Annotated in this window: 19 protein-coding genes, 1 tRNA gene and 1 pseudogene; 2 read left to right on the top strand and 19 right to left on the bottom strand. The window is 67.2% G+C overall.

What is annotated here, in order from left to right; all coding sequences use genetic code 11:
- Positions 1-87: 87 nt before the first annotated feature.
- From BLW09_RS15255 to BLW09_RS15270, 4 genes are read right to left on the bottom strand one after another with little or no spacing between them, the layout of a single operon-like run.
- Positions 88-1,119, bottom strand: coding sequence for a DUF2804 domain-containing protein (locus BLW09_RS15255; RefSeq protein WP_089914567.1), 1,032 nt, complete (start codon positions 1,117-1,119; stop codon positions 88-90).
- 39 nt (positions 1,120-1,158) lie between these two features.
- Positions 1,159-2,052, bottom strand: a complete 894-nt coding sequence (locus BLW09_RS15260; protein ID WP_089914570.1) for a carbohydrate ABC transporter permease — start codon at positions 2,050-2,052, stop codon at positions 1,159-1,161.
- Positions 2,049-2,972 (bottom strand): carbohydrate ABC transporter permease, encoded by a 924-nt coding sequence (locus tag BLW09_RS15265; RefSeq protein ID WP_197682026.1) that lies wholly within the window; start codon positions 2,970-2,972, stop codon positions 2,049-2,051. Before BLW09_RS15265 ends, BLW09_RS15260 begins: the two co-directional genes overlap by 4 nt.
- Positions 2,973-2,976: 4 nt before the next feature.
- On the bottom strand, positions 2,977-4,350 hold the full coding sequence (locus BLW09_RS15270) for an ABC transporter substrate-binding protein (protein WP_089914573.1): 1,374 nt from the start codon (positions 4,348-4,350) through the stop codon (positions 2,977-2,979).
- 180 nt (positions 4,351-4,530) lie between these two features.
- Here BLW09_RS15270 and BLW09_RS15275 point away from each other — a divergent pair, with 180 nt between their 5' ends.
- Positions 4,531-5,616 (top strand): LacI family DNA-binding transcriptional regulator, encoded by a 1,086-nt coding sequence (locus BLW09_RS15275; protein ID WP_172824225.1) that lies wholly within the window; start codon positions 4,531-4,533, stop codon positions 5,614-5,616.
- Positions 5,617-5,623: 7 nt separating this feature from the next.
- On the opposite strand, the gene BLW09_RS15280 is transcribed toward BLW09_RS15275, so the two are convergent.
- From BLW09_RS15280 to BLW09_RS19215, 6 genes and pseudogenes are all read right to left on the bottom strand, one after another.
- Positions 5,624-7,474 carry a glycoside hydrolase family 2 protein gene (locus BLW09_RS15280; protein WP_197682027.1) on the bottom strand — a complete coding sequence of 617 codons (1,851 nt, stop codon included), beginning with the start codon at positions 7,472-7,474 and terminating at the stop codon, positions 5,624-5,626.
- Positions 7,471-7,911 (bottom strand): SDR family oxidoreductase, encoded by a 441-nt coding sequence (locus tag BLW09_RS19345; protein WP_089914578.1) that lies wholly within the window; start codon positions 7,909-7,911, stop codon positions 7,471-7,473. The genes BLW09_RS15280 and BLW09_RS19345 overlap by 4 nt, the downstream gene beginning before the upstream one ends.
- Positions 7,868-8,193, bottom strand: a pseudogene (locus BLW09_RS19210) (glucosamine-6-phosphate deaminase); the annotation flags it as partial. The pseudogene BLW09_RS19210 and the gene BLW09_RS19345, both read right to left, overlap by 44 nt.
- 164 nt (positions 8,194-8,357) lie before the next feature.
- A tRNA-Met gene (locus BLW09_RS15295) sits at positions 8,358-8,434 on the bottom strand.
- Positions 8,435-8,762: 328 nt separating this feature from the next.
- The gene (locus tag BLW09_RS19315; RefSeq protein WP_331712805.1) at positions 8,763-9,101 is read right to left on the bottom strand and encodes a flavin reductase family protein; all 339 of its coding nucleotides are present in this window, start codon (positions 9,099-9,101) and stop codon (positions 8,763-8,765) included.
- Positions 8,984-9,280 (bottom strand): flavin reductase family protein, encoded by a 297-nt coding sequence (locus BLW09_RS19215; protein ID WP_231946894.1) that lies wholly within the window; start codon positions 9,278-9,280, stop codon positions 8,984-8,986. The genes BLW09_RS19315 and BLW09_RS19215 overlap by 118 nt, the downstream gene beginning before the upstream one ends.
- A gap of 325 nt (positions 9,281-9,605) precedes the next feature.
- Here BLW09_RS19215 and BLW09_RS15305 point away from each other — a divergent pair, with 325 nt between their 5' ends.
- The gene (locus tag BLW09_RS15305) at positions 9,606-10,364 is read left to right on the top strand and encodes a GntR family transcriptional regulator (RefSeq protein ID WP_089916977.1); all 759 of its coding nucleotides are present in this window, start codon (positions 9,606-9,608) and stop codon (positions 10,362-10,364) included.
- A 15-nt stretch (positions 10,365-10,379) separates the two neighbouring features.
- Here the strand turns inward: BLW09_RS15305 and BLW09_RS15310 are convergent, their stop codons facing one another.
- From BLW09_RS15310 to BLW09_RS15350, 9 genes are all read right to left on the bottom strand, one after another.
- The gene (locus tag BLW09_RS15310; RefSeq protein WP_089914581.1) at positions 10,380-11,249 is read right to left on the bottom strand and encodes a sugar phosphate isomerase/epimerase family protein; all 870 of its coding nucleotides are present in this window, start codon (positions 11,247-11,249) and stop codon (positions 10,380-10,382) included.
- 9 nt (positions 11,250-11,258) lie between these two features.
- Entirely contained in the window at positions 11,259-12,287 is a 1,029-nt protein-coding gene (locus tag BLW09_RS15315; RefSeq protein WP_089914584.1) for a Gfo/Idh/MocA family protein, read from the bottom strand.
- 37 nt (positions 12,288-12,324) lie between these two features.
- The gene (locus BLW09_RS15320) at positions 12,325-13,269 is read right to left on the bottom strand and encodes a sugar phosphate isomerase/epimerase family protein (protein ID WP_089916980.1); all 945 of its coding nucleotides are present in this window, start codon (positions 13,267-13,269) and stop codon (positions 12,325-12,327) included.
- A gap of 35 nt (positions 13,270-13,304) precedes the next feature.
- Positions 13,305-15,215, bottom strand: coding sequence for a 3D-(3,5/4)-trihydroxycyclohexane-1,2-dione acylhydrolase (decyclizing) (gene iolD, locus BLW09_RS15325; protein ID WP_089914587.1), 1,911 nt, complete (start codon positions 15,213-15,215; stop codon positions 13,305-13,307).
- Complete coding sequence (gene iolB, locus BLW09_RS15330) at positions 15,212-16,123, bottom strand: 5-deoxy-glucuronate isomerase (RefSeq protein ID WP_089914590.1); 912 nt, start codon at positions 16,121-16,123, stop codon at positions 15,212-15,214. The genes iolD and iolB overlap by 4 nt, the downstream gene beginning before the upstream one ends.
- 19 nt (positions 16,124-16,142) lie before the next feature.
- Positions 16,143-17,681, bottom strand: coding sequence for a CoA-acylating methylmalonate-semialdehyde dehydrogenase (locus BLW09_RS15335; protein WP_089914593.1), 1,539 nt, complete (start codon positions 17,679-17,681; stop codon positions 16,143-16,145).
- Between the two features lie 34 nt (positions 17,682-17,715).
- Positions 17,716-18,636, bottom strand: coding sequence for a class I fructose-bisphosphate aldolase (locus BLW09_RS15340; RefSeq protein ID WP_089914596.1), 921 nt, complete (start codon positions 18,634-18,636; stop codon positions 17,716-17,718).
- Positions 18,623-19,582 carry a 5-dehydro-2-deoxygluconokinase gene (gene iolC, locus BLW09_RS15345; RefSeq protein ID WP_197682061.1) on the bottom strand — a complete coding sequence of 320 codons (960 nt, stop codon included), beginning with the start codon at positions 19,580-19,582 and terminating at the stop codon, positions 18,623-18,625. Before iolC ends, BLW09_RS15340 begins: the two co-directional genes overlap by 14 nt.
- Positions 19,583-19,672: 90 nt before the next feature.
- Entirely contained in the window at positions 19,673-21,115 is a 1,443-nt protein-coding gene (locus tag BLW09_RS15350) for a sugar porter family MFS transporter (protein WP_089914598.1), read from the bottom strand.
- Between the last annotated feature and the right edge of the window lie 18 nt (positions 21,116-21,133).

Genomic DNA, 21,133 nt, shown 5'->3' on the forward strand with positions numbered 1-21,133 from the left:
GGAAGCGCCTCGCACTCCGGAGCGGTCTGGGGGATCAGGGGTAGGGGATCAGGGGTAGGGAATCAGGGGCTGAGTGCGCGGTGGTGATCACCAACGGCGCTCGACCTCCTCGACGTGTCCGAATACGCCGGAGAAGGTCACTTCCGTACCGGCGACGACGACACGGCCGTCGTAACGGCCGAAGCAGGTATCGCCGCGGCTGTACACGAGCCAACGGTCGAAGAGGTGCTGCGTGTGGTGTTCCGGTGTGAAGACGATCTCGACGTCCGGGCCGGTGATCGTCCAGGGGGCGGTCCAGTTCGTGGGGTCGTAACGCCAGTCGAGGTGGTTCTCGATCTTGTGGAGGCGGCCATCGATCCGCACCCAGTTCTCGCTCGACGGTGTGCCGTCAGTCCACTTGCCGCCGAGCTGAATGCCGAGGTCGCGACCGTCAGAAGTGCGGCCGACTCCGGCGCCCCAGTTCCAGAACGTGAAGTAGGGCCACCTCCCCCGGCCACGGTCGTGCACGGCAGACGATGAGAGCGCCTCCACCGGGTGAGTGACACCGTCGACCACGACGATGCCCTCCGCCGAGAGGCAGTTGTCCTTCTTGGTGTATTGGAAACGGCGGGGGCTCCAGGGCACGACGACCCCCATCGACTCGTGGCCGGGGTGAGCGAGCACGCGGATGTCGGCCTGGATGCGCGGTGACTCGGCGTAGAGGTGCATGCCGGTGCCGCGCGGGGTGAGCCGCACCAGCACGTCTTTGCGCCTGGCCTCCATCGGTCCGTGATTGAACGGGTCCCGCATCCCGCCGGGGCCGGGCAGCCAGGTGTTGCCGCCCTGGCGGATTTCCCGGTAGCCGTCGCGCTCAGTGAACCCGACCGAGACGTTGGCACGGTAGTCGTGGTGCGAGATGTTCATCGTCACAATCGCGTCGGGCGTCGTGACCGCCCAGTACTCGAAGCGCTTGTTGCGGCCCCAGCCGGGGAGCCAGGTGCGGTGCAGCGCGTGTCGAGTCCAGCCGACAGATTCCGGATTCAGGATGCCGCTCGGAAGGCACAGGTCGACAGTGTTGACGATCTCGCGTTCGGCGAGGCGCTGACCTCCCGGGGCGACCGGGCGCAGGGGTAGTCTCACAGGGTTCTCTTTTCTGGTGTGGAGGAGGGGACGGTGCGCTCAGCCCTTGGTGGCCCCGTCGGCAAGGCCGCGGATGAGCCACTTCTGGACCACGAGCGCCAGCACCACGACGGGGATGACAGTGAGCGTGCCGGCAGCGGCCAGCGCTCCCCAGTTGGCGCCGTGCTCGGTGTCGCCGACCATGCCGGCGATCGCGACAGGGACCGTGGTCGCCCGGCGGTTGGTGAGTACGAGCGCGAAGAGCAGCTCCTCCCAGGCGAGAATGATGCTGAAGATGAAGGTGGAGATCAGGCCGGGCATGGAGATCGGCACGATGATCCGGAAGAACGCGCCCATGCGCGAACAGCCGTCGAGCATGGCCGACTCCTCCAGCTCCTTCGGCAGCGACAGGAAGAACCCGCGCATCAGCCACATCACATAAGGGATGACGAACGAGCAGTACGCCAGGATCAGCGTGGTGTGGGTGTCGGTGACCCCGAGCGTTCGTGCGACGAGGAACATCGGCACCGCGAGGGCGATGGGAGGCACTCCGCGCGAGGCGAGGATGAGAACGCCGATCGTCGCCGCCCCGCGGATCCGCAGCCTCGCGAGCGCATACCCGGCCATCGCTCCGGCGACGAGCGAGACCAACCCGGCGCCGAGCGCGACGATCACAGTGTTCACCATCTTCGGACCGAGCCCCTGGCCAACCCACGCCTCCGTGTACTGGCTGAGCGTCGGGTCGAAGAAGATCGTCGGCGGCACGGTGAAGATGTCGCGCTGCAGCTTGAACGAGGTGATCACCATCCACACCAGCGGGAGCAGGAAGAGGATGCATACGACCACCCCCGACCAGACCCGCCACCGGTGGCCGGTGTTCCTCCGCCAGCGGGCAGAGCTCGGCTCAGCCGGACGGGCCAGCTGTTTCGTGGGTCGTTCGGCGGTCGTGGTCATACCCGGTCCTCCAGCTTCTTGCTTCCCCACAGGAACACGAGCGTGAGGATCGTGGTGAGCACCAGGACGATCACGGCCATCGCCGACGACTCGCTGAAGCGGAGCAGTTGGAACGCCTGCTGGTAGATGTACAGATTGACCACTTCGGTCGCCTTCCCCGGGCCGCCGTTGGTGGTCGTGAGGACGATGTCGAACATCTTCACCGCGCCGAGCCAGCGCACGATGAAGGTGGCCGCGATGATCGGAGCGAGCATCGGCAGGCTCACGCGCCAGAGCGTTTGCCACCAGTTGGCGCCGTCCACTTGCGCCGCCTCGAACACGTCCTTGGGCAAGGAGAGCAGAGCGGCGGAGGCGATGAGGACGACGAACGGCACCGATCGCCACGTGTCGATCAGGACGACGCTGATCATCGCTGTGACTGGGCTGCCGAACCAGTCGACCGTCGGAAGGCCGACCAGCGAGCCCACCCACCCGACCACACCCCAGAGCGGGTCAAGCAGCATCTTCCAGATGCCTCCCGAGACCACGGGTGCGACGACCATCGGGATGAGGAAGAGGGCGCGAAACACTCCGCGCCCCCTCCACTCGGCGTTGAGCAGGAAGGCGATCGCGAACCCGAGGACGATCTGCAGCGGAAGCGCCAGCACCAGGTAAATGCCGGTGACCAGGAGCGAGTTCTGGAACGACTCGTTTCCCAGCGCCTTTGTATAGTTCTCCAACCCCACCCAGGATCCCGGGCTGAACGTACTGAGGTCGAAGTGCGAGAAGCTGATCTGCAGGGTGTAGAGCAGCGGATAGGCGAGAACCGCCACCAGGACGACCGTCGCCGGGATCATGAACGACCAGCGTCCGGCGATGTCCTTCAGGCGGGCCGGCACACTAGACCGGCCCTTCCGCGGCTTCGAGAGCGCGACCGTCATCGTGCTACTCCGTCAGCAGTTCGTGGATCTGTTCCGATGCCTTCTTCAGTGCATCGGAGCTCGACGTGTCGCCCATCACCGCCGCGCTGGTCTGATCCGCGAGGATCTGCTGGATTGCGTTGGACTGAACTGAGCGCACGCGCCACATCTGGCCCTTGGCTGCCACGTCATAGGCGGACTGCAGGGTCTTGAAGACCGGCACTAGCCATTGCTGCTCCGGGGTAGAGGCCAGGGTGGATTTGCGGGCGGGGAAAGAGCCGAGATTGTTGGTGATCCACTTCTCGCCCTCCTTATCGGTCATCCACTGCAGGAAGGTCCAGGCCGCCTGCGGGTGCTTCGAGTTCTTGAACACCGATCCGCTCCAGATGCCGCGGTGCGTGCTCGGTCCGGCAGATCCGGCCGGCATCGTCTGAATGCCGACCTGATCCGGCGTGAGCTTTGTCACGGCCGGGTCGACAGCGGCCGACTTGTAGGCGCTGCCCCACGTGAAGATCGTGGCGACCTTGCCCTGGCGGAACGCGTCGAGCGGCTCGGTATAGTTGTAGGCGGTCGCTCCGGGAGGTGCGTACTTCAGCAGGTCCACCTGGGTCTGCAGCGCGGCGACGCCCGCCTTGGTGTCGAAACCGGGCTTCATGTCGCTGCTGAAGAGTTTGCCGCCGTTGGAATTCAGCACGGCCTGCCAGAACGTGGGCGAGAGCACGCCCTTCTGCCAGGTGAGGCCCGCCGCCCAGGAGTCCGTCTTGCCGTCGCCGTCAGTGTCCTGCACGAGCTTCGGAGCTTCGTCCAGGTATTGCTTCCAGGTGATCTCTGGGGTCGGCTCAGCGAGACCGGCTTTCTGGTAGAGGGTCTTGTTGTAGAACATCAGCAGCATGTTGGAGCGAAGTGGAACGCCATACTGGCCGCCATCCCACTCGCTCGAGCCGAGCGGCGCCGAGTTGAAGTCTGACCAGTCATAACCCTTCTCGGTCCAGGAGGCCGCGGACTTCTTCAGGTCGAGGAGGACACCGGCGTTCGCCAGCTGAGGCGTCCACGGGTCGTCGAGCGTGATCAAGTCGTACTGCGGGTCGGGGTCCGTGCCGTTGAGCATGCCTTTGGCGAGCAGGTTGTCGTACGGCGTCGAATCGATCGTGACGTCGATGTACGGGTACTTCTTGTTGAACTCGGGCACCAGCTTGGTCTGCCACACCTGCGCGAACGCGTCGTTGGACATCATGGTGATCTTGACGTGCTTGTCGGCCGTGCCGAGGCCTCCGCCTTTTACGGCGGCAGGTGTCGTGGTGCTATCGCTGCCGCTTGTGCTGCAGGCAGTGAGCGCCACGGCCGCGGCCGCGACGGCCACGATGCCGAGTACGCGGCTCACCCGGGGGATTCGGGTCATGAAAATCATCTCCTCGTCGTTGTGGAAGATCTGCGACCCGTGCTGCGTAACGGGACTCGCGCCGGTGTCGCAGGAGCCACTCAAGCAGACCGTGCGACATATTGCAACGTGGAAATATTAAGATCTCGCAACGTTGCAAGGATCCCGGACATCGGCCGTCGGAGCGGTTACGATATCCCAGTGACGACCGATTCCCCGCGGCGCGGCCGCAGGCAGGGCGGGCCGCCCACCCTCAAAGACGTTGCGGCAGTAGCCGGCGTCTCGTACCGCACGGTCTCCAACGTGATCAACGGCCACCGGTACATCAGTGAGACGACGCGCGAGAAAGTCGAGGCTGCGATCGCCGAACTCGATTACCGGCCGCAGCTGGCGGCTAGGCAGCTCCGCAGCGGACGCAGCAATCTGCTGACGCTTTCGGTGCCGTTCGTGTCGCATCCCTACTTCGCGCAACTGGCCCACGCTGTAGTCGGGCAGGCCGAGAAGGTGGGCTATGACGTCGTCATCGACGAGACCCGTGGCACACTGGAGCGCGAACTGCGCGTTGCGGCCGGTTTCAAGTCGATCCTCACCGACGGCATCCTGTTCAGTCCTCTGACGATCGATCTCGAACGGTTCGAGGCGGAGCGCGGACCCACCCCCCTGGTGCTCCTCGGCGAGCGCTTCCGCAGCGACAATATCGACAGTGTCGTGGTCGACAACGTCAGCTCGACGGGAGAGGTCACCCAGACGATGATCGACGCGGGCCGCACACGCATCGCGTTCCTTGGAGACGTCGTCAGCGGCACCATCGGCGCCGCGCCGGCGGACCTGCGTCTGGCAGGCTTCACCAGCGCCCTGGAGGCCGCGGGGCTCACTCCCGCGCGAATCGTGCCCGTTGAACAGTGGGATCAGGTCAACCCGCACGGCGACTACTCACGCGAGGAGGGGTACGAGCGCACCAAGGAGCTCATCCGTTCGGGTGCGCAGATCGACGGACTGTTCTGCGCGAACGACCTCCTGGCGATCGGAGCGCTGCGCGCGTTCCGCGAGAACGGTGTGCGCGTGCCGGAGGATGTGGCCGTGGTCGGCTGGGACAACACGGCGGAGGCCGCATACACCGCTCCCGCTCTGACCACCGTCGCCCCCGACATGGACGAGCTCGCCCGGCTCGCCATTGCGGCGATGCTGCGCCGCCTCGATCAGCCCGACGCCGAACCGCGGACCACCCGCGCTCCGTACGCCGTCGTGCACCGTGACTCCTCCGGCTTCCCGCCCACCGTACGGTAGTTCTGCGCTACCGTCGCGGGGCGCGCAGGCGCCCCGAATCGACCGTTTCAGGCGCGCTCACCTGCCCCTCGGTGACACGTCGGCGGGCGATGCGTGCGAACTCCGCTTCCAGTTCGGCGAGCGCCGCGCCCACGCGCTGAGCGTCCGCCTTGGCCACTGACCGGTCGGCGGTGAGGAGGCCGTTGAGCTCGTCCTCCACATCGGCCAGCTGGGTATAGACGATCGCCGAGAGCCCGCGTTCGATCGCCGGCAGCACCTCCGTGCGGTGTAGATGCTCGAACGCTGCCGTCAGGGCCTCCGGAGTCGTCAGCTTGCGGTACCCGAACTCGCGATCGCTGTGACCGTGGCCCGCTATCCGCAGGCTGTACCCGCCGTACTCGGAGACCACAACCGCACGGCCGTCGCGCCCCCACGAGCGGCGCGGGCGGATCGGACGGAAATAGACGTGGAGACTCCGCAGGTCTCCCCCGCGCTGGTCGTGCCAGCCGCTGGCGTGGTCGATGATCCGGTCGGGGTCGAGCGCCCGAATGCGGTCGACCGCGTCGCGAGCATCGAACTGACCCCACCCTTCATTGAACGGCACCCAGCACACAATCGAGGGCGACGGCGACAACAGCTCCACGGTGCGAGCGAGCTCGTCGCGGAACTCCGTACGGCCCTCCGCGTCCTGCCTGCCGAACGCGCGATACCGGCGATCGTTGAGTCGCAGTGGCGTGAGTACCGGGGCCGTGATGACGACGGGGTTGTATCGCCGCCCTCCGTTGACGAGGTCCTGCCAGACCAGCATTCCGAGCCGGTCGCAGTGGTGGTACCAGCGCAGCGGCTCGATCTTGATGTGCTTCCGCAGCATCGTGAAGCCGAGATCCTTCATGGCCTGGATGTCACGGACGAACGCATCGTCGGACGGCGGCGTGTACAGGCCGTCCGGCCAGTAGCCTTGGTCGAGAACTCCGGCATGGAAGTACGGCGCGCCGTTGAGCAGGAGCCGCGGAACGCCGCGTTCGTCCGGCGCAACCTCGACGGTGCGCATGCCGGTATAACTGCGAACGATGTCGTCTCCCACCACGATCGTCACGTCGTAGAGGAACGGGTCTTCGGGTGTCCAGAGCCGCGGCCTGGGAATCGGGATCGTAACGGGCCGTCCCGACGCGCCAGTGGCGCGCCCGATGACGGTTCCGGCCGCCGCGACTTCGATCCGCACACCGAACTCGCCCTGCTCGGGTGAAGCGCCGTCGGGCAGCGACGTATGAACGGTCACCTCGATCGCGCTTTCGGCGAGCAGCGTCCGATAGCCGATGCGCTCCACGCGCACCGCCGGCACCGCCTCCAGCCACACCGTCTGCCAGATCCCGGATTGCGGCGTGTACCAGATGCCGCCCGGACGCAGGGACTGCTTGCCGCGCGAGCGGAACCCGCTGTCGCTCTCATCGCGCACCGCGACGACCAGTTCGTGCGTTTTCCCGTCGGCGATGCTCTCCGTGACGTCCATCGCGAACGGCCAGTAGCCTCCCCGATTGGCGCCGACCGGCACGCCGTCGATCTGGACCTCGCAATCCTGGTCGACCGCTCCGAAATGCAGCAGGACAGACTGTCCCTCCGCTGCGAACCCGGGCGGCAACGCCACCGACCGGCGGTACCACAGCGTCTCCCCCGGCTGTAGACGTCTCCCCACCCCGGAGAGCACAGCCTCCGGCGAGTACGGGACCAGGATCTCGCCGTCCCACGCAGCTGGAGGCGTCGCCCCGCCCGTCGCGGTCGACCGGATGGCATACTGCCACCGACCGTTCAGAGTGAGGTAGCTGCTCCGGACCAGCTGCGGTCGCGGGTATTGGGGTAGCGGGACGGGGTCGACGGTCACATGTTCCTCCCTGATGTTGCAACGTTGAAACAATAGCAACGTACACGAAGTGATGAACCCGACAAAACGGATCCCGGGGTCGTCGGCCTAGACTCCCGTCGGCCTGCCTGGAGAATTCGGGAACTCGCCAGGAACTCGTTCGCTACCTGGCGCACAACCGGACCCGTGCCGGGCAGCCTGATGGGCGCGCCGCCACCGAGCCCCACTGCCGTCGCCCCACCATCGACGGGCACGACGATGCCACTGATCCAAGCCCACTCCTCACTCGCCAGAAACAGAACCGCCTGAGCGATGTTGTGAGAGCGGCCGGCCCGCCGTAGCGGTTGAAGTTCGGTGGTGCGGCAAGCCAGGTATTCGACGAACTCCTCAACGCGTGACGTGGCTTCGCCGCGGCTAGCCCAGCCTGTTCGCCCATGCGTGCCGGTAGTAGTCGGCAAGCACGAGGGGCGCGGCCGCGCGCTCGTCCACGATCACGGTCACGTGTGGGTGGAGCTGGATGGCGGACCCGGGGTTCGCAGCCGACAGCGGTCCCTCACCGCTCCTGCGACCGCCTCCGCCTTGGCCCGGCCGAAAGCCAGAGGGATGAGGTGGCGCGCCCGCAGGATCGTCCCGATCCCTTGGGTGACGCAGTGCATGGGCATGTCCTCCGGCCACGCGAAGAAGGGGGCGTTGTCGCGCCGGGTCTGCTCGGTGAGGGTCTTGATGCGGGTTTGAGACGCGGCAGTGGTGGCAGCCGTCTACATGGCTAAGAACATCGGCGGTGCACGGGCCGCAGCCGCCCTGACAAGGCGGTGGGAGCGCAGTGAATGTGCCGGGTCTGTGTGCGGGGCCGCGTCTCTCGGAGAAACTAAAAGCCCCCGGAACCTTGATTCCGGGGGTTTTGTAGCGAGGGCGGGACTCGAACCCGCGACACCACGATTATGAGCCGTGTGCTCTAGCCCGCCTCGTTGAGCCCCCGCCGATCACTCGTAAGTGCGCGGAAATCCGCGGGTGAGAGACCCGACGTGATGACGGAGATTTCCTACTCCCGAAACCGATTGTGGGCAAAATGTGGGCAAGCCGAGTCCCCGGACGATACGGGTCCAGGCGGCTGAGGGGCCGCTCAGGCTGCCCGCTGGGCAGCGGCCTTCGCCGCGGACAGACTCGCGACGCGCCCGACCGCCCGCTTGCGTGCCCGCAGCTTCACCCGCTCCGGCAGCGCGCCGGGTCTAGGCCGGACCCAGAGTCCGACGCGCGTCAGGCGGGTGCTGTTCATCGCTCGGGACGATAGGCACAAGCCGGCGACTCGTCAAGCCGGGCCGCCAGGCGGCCCGCCGCTCGGCCCAGACGCGAGGCCTCCCCGAGCGGTGCCGCGTGCGGTTGTGGTACACCAACGGTGACGCCTCCACGGTGGCAGTTGCGCCTGGCGGGAGTGGACGGCGACGATTGTGGCGGTTCCGGTGCTCATCGTGTTGATGACCCGGCCGTGGATCCAGGTGTGAGCGGACGGGAAGTACGGTTCGCTGGTGATCAACCGCGTCCAGGGCGTGGTGCCGGCGAAGCGGTCGATGCCGCTGGTCGCGCACCGCTGCGCGACGTCGACCTGATCCTCCGCCAGCAGATGGCTACTACGTGCTCGGCCAGCCACAGTGTCGGTGCACTGGAGGGCTGAGAGGACAGGGAGAAGACGAGCAGCGGAGGCTCGGCGTTGACCGAGAACACACTTGCCGCCGTCAGGCCGGCCGGGCCCGAGCCGTCATCCGCGGTGATGACCGCGACGCCGGCAGCGTGGTTGCGGAACGCCTGCTTGAACTCATCGCTGGTCACCCGGACGTGAAGCGGTGTCGGCGGTGGGCCTCCGCGGGGCGGTGCGTGCGTCGGTCATGCCCATGGGGCACACCACTCACGCCGATCTCCGCGCCCGCGTTACGCCGGTTTACGACACGCAACGGAGCGAACGCTTCCCTCGTCGCCTCTCGCCATCCATGATGGCGGGACGGGCACAGCTCCCGGGTGCCCCGTCACTACCGACGCGTCTCGTTAGCCGGGAGTCCGTCGCCAACCTCAGATGACTTCTGAGTCCTCCACGTCGCAGACAACTGCGCTCCGTGTATGGTTGTTCTTACAAACTAGGAGGTGGCACATGGCCCAGATGCAAGGCGAGTATCCCCTCCCCCGTGATCTTTTCGCAGACCTCGACAAGACCAGTCCCATCCCCCTGTACTACCAGTTGGCAACCAAGCTGGAGCAGGCAATCCGCGACGAGGTGCTTCCCCCCGGAGCACGCCTCGAGAACGAGATCGCGCTGGCCCAGCGCCTCTCGCTGTCCCGTCCCACGGTCCGCCGTGCGATCCAAGACCTCGTCGACAAGGGGCTCCTGGTCCGCCGCCGTGGCGTCGGCACCCAGGTCGTGCACGGCCGGGTGACCCGGAACGTCGACCTCACCAGCTTGTACGAAGACCTCTCCCATACCGGGCAGACGCCAGAAACCCGGGTGATCAGCCACGACATCCGCCCCGCGAACGATGACGAAGCAGCGCACCTCAACCTCGAGGCCGGTGCCCCGGTGCTCCACCTGATCCGGTTGCGCTCCGCCGACGGCGTGCCCCTTGCCATCCTCGACAACACGCTCCCCACCGACTTCACCACGATCAGCCGCGATGATCTCGAGGAGCACGGTCTCTACCAGTTGCTCCGCGAACGTGGCGTGAACATGCGCATCGCGAACCAGAGGATCGGTGCGCGCGAGGCGACCACGCGCGAGAGCGACCTGCTCGGCATTGGCAAACGCGCCGCGGTCCTGACGATGTCGCGAACGGCCTTCGACACGACCGGCCGCGCCGTGGAGTACGGGCAGCACTGCTACCGTCCCGACTTGTACTCCTTCGAGATCACCCTCGTCGACCGCTGACTCTCCTTGGCGGACTCAGGCTCCGATCAATTCTCGCAGCTTGCGCAGCTGTGATCGCGCCGATTCCTCTGCCCGTTCGTCCTCGGCGAAGACGTTGGAGACGATGAGTGCGTCGTCACGGTCGAGGAAGCCGCTGGTCCGCAGGGCGCCGAACAGCTCCTGCCAGTCCACATCGCCGTCACCGATGTCCAGGTGTTGGTGCACGCGCACCGCATTTCCGGGCGGGTTGGTGATGTACCGGAGGCCGTGCGAGCGGACGTGATCGAACGTGTCAGCTGCGTAGACGGCGCCGAGGCGATCCCCGAGCTCGGGGATGAGTGATGTCGCTCGATCGCCGTAGTGGAACGTGTGCGAGCCGACGTAGACGAACCCGACCGACGGGTCATTGAGGCCCCGGATGATCCGCCAGGCCTCCAAGCCGTCCTCGACGAAGTCGTCGGGATGCGGGTCGATGTTGAGACGTATCCCCTCGCGGTGAAGCAGCGGGAGCAACTCCTCCATCGAGCGGTAGAACGACGCTTCGCTCGCCTCCGACTCTTCGGGTCGGCCGCTGAACTCGGTGTTGATCACGGGAACCTCGAGCTCCGCCGCCAGCTCGATTACGCGCGCGAAGTTCCGGACGGCCGCTTGCCGCTCGGCTTCGCCGGGCCAGCTGATCCGCTGCACAGGCAGCAGAGCGGCGATCGAAACACCCGCATCGGCCGCCCGCTTCTTCAGCGCGGCGACCAGCTCGTCGTCGGCCTTCGGGTGCCGGAAGAACGGGGCGAAGTCCGGATGCGGCGTCAAGTGCAGCTGGTCGTAGCCGAGCCGCGCGACCGCATCCGGGAAGTCCAGGAGCGCGAAGTCGTGGTGCAGCGGCGTCGGGTCGTAGGCGATCTTCACCATGTCGGTCTCCTATGCGTAGAAGGCGGGGCGGACGGTCGGGGCGACGGCGACCGGACCGGTCTGGGTCAGGGCCTGGACGCCCGCTTCGCAGGCGAGTGCCACCAGGTAACCGTCCCACGCGGTGGGACCGGCGACGAGCGAGCCGTCGCGCACAGCGTTCACCCATGCCTGCACCTGCGCGTCGTAGGCGCGCGCGAAGCGGGTCTTGAAGGACATGTGCTCCGCGATGGAGAACCGACCGGCGGCCCACTGCTGCAAGCCGGAGGGCTGCCCGATACGGGCGACACCGGTCTGGAAGACGGCCTCGGTGCCGACGTGGTAGCCGAACTGCACGCTCACGTTCATCTCCACGTCCACCAGCACCCCGTTCTCCAGCTCGATGAGCGCCAGGATCGGCTCCTGCAGGTGTTCCGGCGAGAGGGAGTTTCGTCGCGGATGCTTCACTTCCACGCTGCGGATCGGCGACCCGGAGAGCCATGGCATCACATCGAACTCGTGCACGAGGGAGTCCGTGATCAGCATCGTTTCGGTGTACGTGTCGGGGACGGCCGGGTTGCGGTGTACCCCGCGCAGCATGAGCAGTTCGCCCGCCTGCGCCGAGGCGATCAACTCGCGCAGCTGCCGGTACTCCTCGTCGAAGCGCCTCATGAACCCGAGCTGGATGTGCGGTCGGTCGAGCTTCTGCTCCCGCTCCACGATGCGCAGCGACGAGGCGCTGTCCGGGGTCAGAGGCTTCTCGCACAGGATCGGCAGGCCCGCCTCGAGGGCGGGGATCAGCACCGGCTCGTGGAACTGCCCGGGTGTGGCGATGACGACCGCGTCGAGGGCGCCGGCGTCGAGGGCGTCCTCGATGCTGGCAAAGGCCTGCGCCCCCGGCGCCGTCGCGACCGCTGCCTCAGCGCGGCCCGCGTCCGGCTCGACGATCGCTGAAACGGTGGCGCCGCTGATGACACGGGTGATGCGCTGGATGTGGTCGGCGCCCATCATCCCGGCCCCGACGACGCCGACCCGGAGGTCGGGCGTGCTGGTGGTGCTCATATACTGTGGTCTCTTTCTCTGTCGTGAATGGGTTCGCTCAGCGCACGCGCGTGAGCGGGCTGCAGCCGAAGATGTACTCCCGCGTGCGGGTGGCGATGCCGAGCGGTACGTCGATATCGACGCCGGGCATGTCCTGCTCGACGATCGCGAAGATCTCGGGGTCGATGGCCGCGACCGCCTCGATGATCGGCGCAAAGTCGGGGATGCCGGCCGGCGGCTCCACCATGACGTCGATGGCCGCGTCGGCGAAGGCGACGTCGTTCTTCAGCACTTCGAAGAGCAGTTGAGGGTCGACCTGTTTCAGGTGGAGGTAGCCGATGCGTTCCGGGTGCTGCTTGATGAGTGCCACGCTGTCGCCGCCGTAGTAGGCGAAGTGTCCGGTGTCGAGGCACAGGTTGAGGTGGCGCGGGTCGGTGAGCGCCAGCAGGCGCTCGACCTCGCGGTGCGTGCCGACGTGCGAGTCCGCGTGGGAGTGGAACTGCTGGCGGAGACCGTAGTCGTCCAGGAGGACCCGCCCGAGCCGGTCGTGGCCGGCCGCGAGCGTCGCCCACTGCTCGTCGGTCAGTGTGCGGGGCTCGAGGGTCTCGCCGGTCGCGTCCGACCGCCAGAGGTCGGGGATGACGACGATGTGTTCGCCGCCGACCGCGCGGGTGAGGGTGGCGACCTTCTCGACCTGCTCGAGTGCCCGCTCCCACTGCTCCGGGCCCTTGTGGAAGCCCGTGAAGACCGTGCCGCCGCTGATCTGGAGGTCGCGCTTGGCCAGTTCGTCGAGCAGCCGCTCCGGGTCGGTGGGGAGATAGCCGTACGGGCCGAGTTCGATCCAGTGGTAACCGGCGGCCTGGACTTCGTCCAGGAATCGCTCCCAGGGAGTCTGCCGGGGGTGGTCCGGGAACCACACGCCCCAGGAGTCGGGCGCGGTCCCGATACGGAGGCCGGGCGCGGTTCCTCCGGCCGGTCGCTGGTCTGGTGCGCTGTCAGTCATCATCATCCTTGATCGTGGTGGTGCTGGGCATGCTGTCAGCCCAGGAGTGGGCGCTGCTTCTTCTGCTGCTCGACGTATTCGTCGCGGGCGCGCTGCGTGCTCGGCAGTTCAGAGGCCTCGGCGACCGGCACATCCCACCAGCCTCCGCCGTCCGGTGCGTACACGAACGGGTCGGATTCGATGTGGATCAGGGTGGAGGCCAGCGACGCTTTCGCCGCCGTGACCGCCTCGGACAGCCGGTCGACGGCGTCCGGTCCCGGCGCGATCTCGACTACGTCTATCCCGTAGCTGCGCGCGTTCGCAGCGAGGTCGACAGGGAGGAAGTCGCCGCGTTCGAAGTTGAGTTCGGCGGGGTCGCGGTAGCGGTACCGGGTGCCGTACCGCTCGGAGCCGACCGTTTCAGAGAGATGTCCGATCGAGGCGTATCCGTTGTTCTGGATGAGGACCACAACGATCTTGATGCCCTCGGCAACGGCGGTGACGAGCTCCGTGTGCAGCATCAGATACGAGCCGTCACCGACCATGACGATCACATCCCGGTCGTCGCCGAGCGCCTCGAGCCCGCGCTTCACGCCGATCCCCCCGGCGATCTCATAGCCCATAGTGGAGAAGGCGTACTCGACGTGGTACCCGAGTGCATCCCGAACCCGCCACAGCTTGTGCAGATCGCCCGGAAGCGATCCGGCAGCCTGGACCACGACATCCCGCGGGGCACTGGCGCGCTGGACCGCCCCGATGATCTCGGGCTGTCCAGGCAGCTCGGCTTCGGCCGGGGCGAGGGCCGCATCCGCGACCTCGTCCCACCTGCGCTTCTCGGCAGCGATGCGGTCGGCGTATGCCGCGCTGACCGTTGTTCCTTCCAGGGCGTCGCGCAGATCGTCCAAAGCCTCGCGGGCGTCGGCGATCACGGGCAGTTGCGTGCCGTGCTTGTAGGCGTCGAAGGCGGCGACGTTGATGTTCACGAACGTGACGCCGGCGTCCTGGAAGACGGTACGGCTGGCCGTCGTGAAGTCGCTGTAACGAGTGCCGATACCGATGACCACATCCGCCTCTGCTGCCAGGCGGTTCGCGGCACTGGTGCCGGTGGCACCAACGCCACCCAGGTTCTGCGGGTGATCCCAGGCCAGGGATCCGCCGCCGGCCTGGCTGGTGCCGACCGGGATGCCGGTCTGCTCGACGAACGCGCGAAGCGAGTCCTCGGCGGAGGAGTAGAGCACGCCGCCGCCGGCCACGATGAACGGCCGTTCCGCCGAGCGGATGGCCTGGGCCGCCGCCTGCAGGGCCCACTGCTCCGGAAGCGGGCGGCGGATGTGCCACTCCCGTGGCTGCAGGAACTCTTCCGGCACCTCCAACGCCTCGGCCTGAACGTCCTCCGGCAGTGCGATGGTCACCGCGCCGGTCTCGGCCGGGTCAGTGAGGACACGCATCGCGGCGAGCGCGATCGAGAACAGCTGTTCCGGCCGCTGCACCCGGTCGAAGAAGCGGGAGACCGGGCGGAAGGCGTCCGTGACCTGCACACCGAGGTCGTGCGGGTGCTCGAGCTGCTGCAGGACCGGGTCGGCCACGCGCGTTGCGAACGTGTCCGAGGGCAGCAGGAGGGCGGGCAGGCGGTTGGCGGTGGCCAGCGCGGCGCCGGTGAGCATGTTCGCAGCCCCGGGGCCGACGGAGGCGGTGGATGCCAGCGTCGCGCGACGACGGTGGATCCGGGCGAAGCCGACGGCCTGGTGCACCATCGCCTGCTCGTTGCGCGCCTGGTAGTACGGCATCCGCTCCGGGTCCTGCACGTTCGCCTGCTTGAGCGCCTGGCCGAGGCCGGCGACGTTGCCGTGCCCGAAGATGCCGAACATCCCCGGAACCGTGCGCTCGCGCACGTCGCCGTCGACCGTCCACTGGTTGGCGAGGAACTCGACGAGCGCTTGGCTGACGGTCATCCTGCGGGTGGTCATGGGGTGGCTCCTTGGGTGGTCGGCGTGTCCTGCCGGTACGGCAGGCGCTGGTCGGTCTCCTGGTCTGCCCAGGTGTCGCGGAGCCACGCCTGGCGCGGGTCGTCGGAGACCAGCCAGACGCGCTCCTCGCCCGGACCGGCCATGACGTTGAGGTAGTAGAGGTCGTACTCCGGGGGCGCGACAGCGGGGCCGTGGTAGCCGAAAGGGACGAGGGCGATGTCGCCGGTGCGCACGAGGGCGTTCGTCTCGATGTCTCCGGCCGCGGAACGGTAGGTCGCAAAACTCCCGAATGCGTCGGCGGTGGGCGGCGCGGAAACCGAACGCGCCGCCGCCGCCTCGAAGTAGTAGATCTCCTCCAGCTGAGACTCGTGACCCGGCACCTCTTCATCGTGCTTGTGTGCCGGATGCGACGACCAGTTCCCGGCCGGCGTGATCACCTCGCACACGATCAACGAGGCAGCGTCGAGCACGGCCGGCGTTCCGAAATTATGCACCTGGCGGGTGTCCTGCCCGGCGCCGCGGAGTTCGACGGGGACATCCTCGCGTGCGACGTAGGCAGAGGGCTTGTCGACGCGGGTCGGCGCCTCTGCCACAGCGACCCGGCCGAAGCCGGTGACGGCGATCTCCTGGCCCCGACCCACGTAGAGGACGTCGGTCGGGCCATCGAAGACGCTGGATCGTCCGGTCAGCCGGGTGCTGCGTCCCTCGTGGGACACGGTGAACGATCCGGCTAGCGGCACAACGATCCGTTCGATGTCTCCTGCGGGCAGCTGCACGGTGTTGCCGGCAAGCTCTGCCACCCGGAGTCCGGTGTGCTTCCAGCCATCGATGGATGCGTCCACCGCCGACTCCCACCATCTCTCGCTGAGCGAGCCTCGGGGGAAGAACCACTCGTTGCGCTCTGCCATCAGGTCGTCGCCTCCGGTCTCAGTCGTTCTCGGGGAAGCCGAGGTTGATTCCGCCGTGCGACGGGTCGAGCCAGCGGCTGGTGACAGCCTTGAGCTGGGTGAAGAACTTCACGCCCTCGACGCCGTGCGCTTTCGTGTCGCCGAACAGCGAGTCTTTCCAGCCGCCGAACGAGAAGGTCGCTACCGGGACGGGGATCGGCACGTTGATCCCGATCATTCCGACCTGGATCTCCTTCTGGAAGCGGCGGGCCGCACCGCCGTCGTTCGTGAAGATGGCGGTGCCGTTGCCGAAGGCGCTCGAGTTGATCAACTCCACTCCTTCGTCGTAGCTCGCCACCCGGACCACCGCGAGCACCGGGCCGAAGATCTCTTCCGTGTAGGCGCGCGACGTCGTTGGCAGATTGTCCAGCAGAGTGGGGCCGAGCCAGAAGCCGCCGGCGTCACCGTCCGGGTTCACGTCGCGTCCATCGACGACGACGGTGGCACCGTCCTCTTTCGCAATGTCGATGTAGGAGGCGACCTTGTCGCGGTGCTGCTCCGTCACCAGCGGCCCCATGTCGCAGCCTCGGCGCCCGTCGCCGATCCGCAGCCCGGCGATCCGCTCGGCGATCTTCTCGATCAGGGCGTCGGCGACCGGCTCGACCGCGACGACCACCGAGATGGCCATGCAGCGCTCGCCGGCTGAGCCGAAGCCGGCGTTGATCGCGCTGTCGGCAGTGAGGTCGAGGTCGGCGTCGGGCAGCACCAGCATGTGGTTCTTCGCACCGCCGAGCGCCTGGACGCGCTTGCCGTGCGCCGTGCCCGTCTCGTACACGTACTTGGCGATGGGGGTGGACCCGACGAATGAGATGGATGCGACATCCGGATGCGTGAGCAACCCGTCGACCGCCTCCTTGTCACCATTCAGCACCGTGAAGACGCCGTCCGGGAGCCCGGCCTCCTTCCACAGCTTCGCGATCCAGATCGCGGCCGACGGATCCTTCTCGGAGGGCTTCAGCACCACGGAGTTTCCTGCGGCGATCGCCACCGGGAAGAACCAGGCCGGAACCATTGCGGGGAAGTTGAAGGGTGAGATGATCGCCACCACACCCAGCGGTTGGCGCGTCGAGTAGACGTCGACCCCCGTGGACACCTGCTCCGAATACTCTCCCTTGAGGTGGTGAGCCAGACCGGTCGCGAACTCGACCACCTCCTGCCCGCGGCTGATCTCGCCGAGCGCGTCTGAGAGCACCTTGCCGTGCTCGCTAGTGATGATCTCAGCCAGCTCGCCCTTGCGGGCGTCCAGGAGTTCGCGGAACTTGAAGAGGACGGCTTGCCTGCGTGCAAGGGAGAGGTCTGCCCACTCGGGGAACGCCGCTTTGGCCGAAGCGACGGCCGCATCGATCTCGGCTCGGTCGGCGAGGGCGACACGCTTGGTCTGCACTCCGAGTGCAGGATCGAACACCGGTGCGGTCCGGCCGCTCGTCGACGGGTATTCGGCGCCGTCGATCCAGTGCGCGATAACGGGCAGGTCGGAGTCGCGGGCGGTGTCAGCGGTGCCGGGGGTGGTGGTGGTCATGGCGGTTCCTTCGATGTTCGTGTGGTGCAGCCGCTCAGCGGCCGTGTACCAGGCCGGCGGCGATGTCGACGGCCTGCGCGACGTCGCCGTCCTGGGGGTAGAGGAGGGTCCGGCCGACCACGAGCCCGTGCACTCCGGGTAGGCCGAGGGCGGCATCCCACGAGGCATAGGTCTGATCGGGCGAGCCGTCGGCATCGCCGCCGAGCAGCAGGGTCGGAAGGGTCGTGGCCGCCATCACCCGCTCCATGTCGTCGACGACCGGGAGCTTCAGCCAGGTGTAGGCGGACGAAGCGCCGAGGCCGGACGCGATCGCCACGGAGTTGATGACGGCGTCCGCCGTGAGGTCGTTCACGATGCGTCCTTCACGCCAGGAGCTCATGAACGGCTCCAGAAGGATCGGCAGCCCGGCAGCGGCGGAGGCGGTCACGGCATCCGCGGTCTTCTCCAGCGTTCGCACGGTTGCGGCGTCTTCGAGGTTGACGCGGACCAGCAGCTTCGCCGCGTCCACGCCGTCCCGGACCATCGCGGGCACGTCGTAGCCCGTGTAGCGGTCGTCCATCTCGAACACCGAGCCGCGAAGGCCTCCACGGTTCATCGAGCCGACGGCGATCTTGTCGTCGAGCGCACCGAGCAGCGCCAAGTCGTCGATGATGTCCGGGGTCCCGAGGACCCCGTCGACACCAGGACGGGAGAGCGCGAGCGCCAGCCGTTCGAGGAGGCCGTAGCGGTCGGCCATCGCCATGCCGTCCTTCCGGACACCCAGCGCCCCGCGAGCGGGATGGTCGGCCGCGACGATGAACAGGCGTCCGTCGCCGCGCACCAGGGGTCGGCGCCTTCGGGTGTCGAGCGAGGACCGGACGGCACCCGGATCGGTGTAGCGCAGCTCGCGCAGCCGGGCGAATGCCCGCTCATCGAGGATGCGCTGGGTGCGGTTGACCAGGTCAGCTGTGGACATTCTCGAGCTCCTTCAGCACATCGTCGACCTCAGCCGTGGACGGCATCGCGGTCGAGCACTCGCGGCGCGTGGCCACGATGGCACCGGCGACGTTCGCGAACCGGATCACTCGCTCCAGCGACCAGTCCTGCAAGAGCCCGTAGCACAGCGCGCCGCCGAAGCCGTCGCCTGCGCCCAGCCCGTTGACGACCTCGACGAAGTAGGGCTCCACCTCGACGGTCTGTTCCCGCGTCTTCGCCAGCACTCCGCGCGGCCCCTGCTTCACGATCGCGAGTTCGACGCCGCGGTCGAGCAGGGCATCCGCAGCACGGTGCGGGTCGGTCTCGCCGACTGCGATCTCGCATTCCTCGCGATTGCCGACGGCCACAGTGACGTTGGACAGCGCGCGCGCGACCTCGGCTGTCGCCAACTTCGGGTCGGTCCAGAACATCGGCCGGTAGTCGAGGTCGAGGATGGTCAGCGGCTTGCGGCCGCGAGCCTCCCACGCGATGTGGTGCGCCGTACGGCTGGGGTCACGCGAGAGCCCGGTCACCGTGGACCAGAAGATCCGGGCGCCGCTGATGGCGTCGAGATCGAGCTGCTTGCCGGTGATGGCGAGGTCGGGCGCCAGCGGGTCCCGGTAGAAGTACAGCGGGAAGTCGTCCGGCGGGAAGATCTCGCAGAAGGTCACCGGGGTCTTCAGCGTCGGGACCGTCGCGACGAACCGGTCGTCGACGCCGAGTCGTCGCAGCTCCCGGTGGGCGTAGCGGCCGAACGGGTCGTCCCCTGTCGCCGTGATGACGGCGGAGCGGAGGCCGTGCTTGGCGGCCGCGATGGCGACGTTCGTCGGGCTGCCGCCGAGGTACTTGCCGAAGGTGTCGACATCCTCGAGCCCCCTGCCGTCCTGCAGCGGATAGATGTCCACTCCGATGCGGCCGACGGTGATGAGGTCGAAGGAGGAAGACACGCGTTGTTCGCTCGTTGCGTGCAACGGCTCCGTCGGGGTGGTGGTCTGGTCGGTCACAAGGTCATCCTATGTTCTGTCAAACTTACAAGATCAAAACGACGCATACAGGCGCTTGAAGTGCTCCTCCAGGCTCTCCAGCGTCTTCCCCTTGGTCTCCGGCACCGCCACACCGACGAAGAGGAGCGCGAGCCCGGCGACGAAGGCGAACAGCAGGAAGGTCCCGAAGCCCAGCGCGCCGACCAGAGAAGGGAACGCGAAGGAGATGATCGCGTTCGTCACCCAGAGCACCAGCACCGCGAAGCCCATGGCGACGCCGCGCAGTCTCAGCGGGAAGATCTCCGACAGCATCAGCCACGCCAGTGGGCCGATCGTGCCCTGCATCAGACCCACGAAGAGCAGGATGCAGATGAGCAGAAGCCAGGCACGGATGGGGCTGTGCTGCGGCAGTGCGATCCCGAAGATCCCGACGAGCAGGTGGGCGATCAGGATGCCGGTGAAGCCGAACAGCATCATCCCCCGGCGATTGAACCTGTTCAGCAGAGGAAGGGCGATGAGCATCGCAATGACGGAGATCATTCCGATGAGCACATTGAAGATGAGTGCGGAGTTGCGAGTGAAACCGGCCTGTTCGAGCACCTGCGTGCCGTAGTACTGCATCGAGTTGATCCCGGTCAGCTGCTGGAAGGCGGCGATGCCCATTCCGATGACGATCAGGCGCTTGATCCAAGGCTGGGACTTGATCTCGCCCCACGCGCTGTAGTTCTCGGTCAGTTCCCGCTCGTCCTCGATCAGCTGGACGATTTCGGCGTGCTCGGCGACAGCTCGCTCTGGCCGGCGCAGGTCTTTCAGGACGGCTAGCGACTCATCGTTCCGGCCTTTCAGCGCAAGCCACCGTGGGCTCTCCGGCAGTCGCAGCATCCCGATGAACAGCGCGATCGCCGGCAGGGCGGCGATGGTCAGCATGTAGCGCCAGACCTCCGCATTGCCGCCCCAGACGTTGCCGATGATCGCGTTGCAGAGGAAGGCGAGGAACTGCCCGCCGACGATCATCAGCTCGTTTCGGCTGACAAGCCCACCGCGCTTCTCGAAGGGCGCGACTTCGCCGAGATACACGGGGACGGTCACCGAAGCGCCACCAACGGCGAGGCCCAGGACGAACCGGGACACCAGGAAGATCCCGTAGGTGGGAGAGAATGCGCTCGCGAGCGCGCCGATGAAGAAGATGATGGCCAGCACGATGATGGTGCGCTTGCGGCCGAAGGAGTCGGCGATGCGGCCGCCGACGAGGGCGCCGAGCGCTGCCCCGATCAGGAGCAGGAAGGTGATGAGCCCCTCCTGCACCGCGTTGAGGTGGAAGTAATCGACGATGAAGCTCAGCGCGCCGTTCAGCACGCCGGTGTCGTATCCGAATAGCAGCCCGCCGAAGGTGGCGATGACCGCGATGACGCCGACGCGGCGGTTGAAGCGACGATCACCGCCGAGCGGAGGGAGGGCCTTGCTGGCCACCGTCGCGGTGGTGGGGATGTGGGACATATGCGTCTGACACCTTTC

The organism is Leifsonia sp. 21MFCrub1.1 (assembly GCF_900107895.1).
Lineage (GTDB): Bacteria > Actinomycetota > Actinomycetes > Actinomycetales > Microbacteriaceae > Leifsonia > Leifsonia soli.